The sequence below is a fragment of the Pseudoalteromonas sp. SR45-5 genome (assembly GCF_014163565.1).
Lineage (GTDB): Bacteria > Pseudomonadota > Gammaproteobacteria > Enterobacterales > Alteromonadaceae > Pseudoalteromonas > Pseudoalteromonas distincta.
Genome location: NZ_JACJDN010000520.1, coordinates 1 through 2866 on the forward strand (window position 1 = coordinate 1; position 2866 = coordinate 2866).

Genomic DNA, 2866 nt, shown 5'->3' on the forward strand with positions numbered 1-2866 from the left:
GTCGACTTTTATGAAGTATGGCGTCGCTCGTTTGATAAAGTAAACCGCTCAAAACGCGAATTAAAAGCCCTTGAGTCAATGCAAGAGCCAATAGCAGCGCTTGAATCAATGCTTGAAAACCAAACCGTGCTTAAAGGTAAATTAGCCGCATACGCACCTAAAATTGACCAAGCACTGATTGATTTTGATACCTATCAAGAATCGCAACTTAATGAGTTGGGCATAGCCCTTGAAGATATAGAGCACGAAAAACACGAGTTTGAGCAAAAACAAAGCCTATACGTACAGCAATCGCGTGATATAGAGCGCAGACAAACTCAAATTGAGCAGTGGTTTTTAGATTACGATGCGCTTAAAAGCGAGTTTGAACTAGTAAATAAAGCCACCCTTAAAACCAGCCTGACTCAGTTAAAGCAAGATTACGAGTCGCTTTCGCACTCTATAACTAGCGCACAAGGGCAAAGCCTGCACACGCTTGACTACCGCATCAGCGAAACACAAAAACAAATTAAGAGCCTAAAGCTGCAACTTAAAAATCTTGAATTTAATTTGTTTACCCGCATGCGCGAAGACCTCTCGTTAAAAGAAGTAGAAGAAATATCGCGGATTTTAAACCCTGATATTCTCTCGTTTGCGACTACCACTAATGGCGATATAACCATTGATGACGAAGACGCGTTTGGTGAATTTTTATCGCTACTTAGCGAAAACGTTAAAGGCGGCGTCTTAACGCTACCAGGTGCGAGCATTAAGCTTAAAAAGCTCTCGCCTGTGCAAATGCAAAGCGGCGAAAACAAAGAGCAATTAACCGCTCAGTTAAATGCACTTGAGCACTCACTTAAAGAGTTTAAGCAACAGCGCGATGTTGCAGCAAACGTTGCCGACAAGCAAAAAGAGAAAGACGCGTTATACGATGAGCTTATGAGCCTCGAGGGCGCGCTAAAACGCTTAGAGCAGTTTGAGGTAATGCAGCAGTCGGTTGAAGCGCAAGCCATGCTAAAAGAGCAGTTATTAGCTGAGCGCGAACAAGTTGACGACTACTTGCAAGATATTCAAAAAAATAGCGGCTCAATTGCCGATCGTCGCTCGTTAATTAAATCGAAACAAGAGCAAATTAATCGCCAAACTGAGCGATTACGCCAAGTTAAGAGCGAGCGAATTGATCACACGCTTGATTTATACAGCGGTAAAGTAACTCCATACATGATTGATATTACGGTCGACTTTGATAACTTAAGCGACCTTGTTCATCATTTTAATAAAGACTGCCAAGAACTGCGTAATTTTGACATAAACGTGCGTAATACCTATTTGCATGTATATAACGCGGGTATTACTAAATTCGACAACGAAAACGACGAATATACTAAATACCAAAAACTAATAAGCGCCTTTCATAATATTGATAACGAACGCGATGCGGTTGAACGCCAAGCACGTGTTGCGCTTACCGAAGTGGCCGCAACTATAAAAGGCTTGCGAGAAGATTTAGACCGCCTTCGCCGCGAAATGAACAGCTTTAATAAAGGCATAAGCCAGCACCGAATTTCAAACCTGCAAGCGTTTAAAATTAACGTCATACCGCGCAAAATGCTGGTTGATAGTATAGATACCATTATCAGTACGTCGCATCAGTTTGAGCAAGGTGACACGCTTGATTTACTCAGCCAAGAACCGTACAGCGAAAGTGCGGTAAACGAAGCGAAAGATCACTTAATAAAACTTGCCTCAGATAAAGCGGGTTTAACACTTACCGATTTATTTGATATTCGATTTGAAGTAGTTAACCGCGCAGGTGAAACAGAGCACTTTGAAAAAATAGATTCGGCGGGTTCAAACGGCACACGTATTACTATTAAGTTATTGTGTGGCATGTTGTTTATTCGTTACTTATTGAGTGACCAGGAACAAAACCTATACCGTATACCAATTTATATAGATGAAGCGGCCGACATTGACCCACAAAATCAAAAAGCGATTATAGAAACCGCACTAAGCTTTGGTTTTGTGCCTATATTTGCCTCAGTTAAGCCACAAATAAGTTGTGACTACATTGTGCCTATTCGTTCAGTAAAAGACGGTGCACAAAACTGGGTAGATGAAAAAGATTGGATTGAAGTTGAACACAATTAATTGGCCGTTAAGGCAAACCAACTAAACTAAAATATAGGACGTTTAAATAATACACATTTAAACGATGTGTGTTATTTTAAATTAATGCATTTTATTGGAGCAAACGTAATGAAAAATATACTTATTGTTGCAGCGCTAGCACTACTTACAGCCTGTACACAAACCCCTGATTGGGATTACGATAAATCAGCCAACTTTAGTAATTTTAAAACATTTGCTTGGGTAGAAAACGCCAGCCTAACTAAAGACACAAATAACTACCAAATTAATGGCCTAATGGAAAAACGTGTTCGCACTGCCGTAAACGCAGAGCTGAGCCAAACACTAGGTATGAGCTTAGTTGATGCAGCAAATGCTGATGTACTTGTTAACTATCATGCATCGGTAGATAAAGAGCTTGAAGTAGATACATTTAATGTAAACTACCGCCCGCATTGGGGTTATTGGGGTACTGGTTTTCAACGTGATACAACCGCGCGTGAATACGAAGTGGGCACACTGATTATTGATATTGTGGATCGTGAATCTAACCAGCTAGTATGGCGCGGCGCAAAAGAAGGCCGATTAAAGAAAAACCAATCGCCAGAACAACGTGAAGCATCAATTAATGAAACAGTGAGCGAAATATTAAGTAACTTCCCGCCGCAAAAGCAGCAGTAAGTTAAAATTAGCTATAAGTAAGTTTTAAAAAAGCTCACAGTTCGTGAGCTTTTTTGTGGGTGTGTATTTTTGG

Annotated in this window: 2 protein-coding genes; both read left to right on the forward strand. The window is 40.5% G+C overall.

The features are described from left to right. The coding region (locus H5072_RS15980; protein ID WP_182694080.1) for an ATPase at positions 1 to 2133 on the forward strand (2133 nt) is incomplete at its 5' end. Positions 2134 to 2241: 108 nt separating this feature from the next. After that, entirely contained in the window at positions 2242 to 2793 is a 552-nt protein-coding gene (locus tag H5072_RS15985; RefSeq protein WP_182694081.1) for a DUF4136 domain-containing protein, read from the forward strand. The last annotated feature ends 73 nt before the right edge of the window (positions 2794 to 2866 follow it).